Here is a 353-nt window from a genome sequence, read left to right on the forward strand (position 1 = left end):
AAAGCGATCGCAAAATCCAACCCCAATCTCTGCCCAAGTTGCAAACATCCTTTTAAAATAAACAGTGAGGGTACATAAAAAAGGTGAATACAAGTAATGAGACTATTACATACCATGTTGCGAGTCGGCAACCTAGAAGAATCTAAAAAGTTTTACTGTGATCTTCTCGGAATGAAGCTTTATCGCCAGAAAGACTATCCCGGCGGAGAATTTACGCTAGCATTCGTCGGTTATGGTGATGAAGCCGATCACTCCGTGATTGAGTTAACCTACAACTGGGGCACCGATCATTATGACATCGGGGATGGATACGGCCATATTGCTTTAGGAGTAGACAGATCGGAAGAGCACAC

Annotated in this window: 1 protein-coding gene; it reads left to right on the plus strand. The window is 43.3% G+C overall.

Annotated elements, in window-relative coordinates:
* Window positions 1–96: 96 nt before the first annotated feature.
* Window positions 97–353 (plus strand): VOC family protein (locus M595_RS28670; protein WP_040484822.1); only part of this gene is annotated, 257 nt, incomplete at its 3' end.

The organism is Lyngbya aestuarii BL J (assembly GCF_000478195.2).
GTDB classification, from domain to species: Bacteria; Cyanobacteriota; Cyanobacteriia; order Cyanobacteriales; family Microcoleaceae; genus Capilliphycus; species Capilliphycus aestuarii.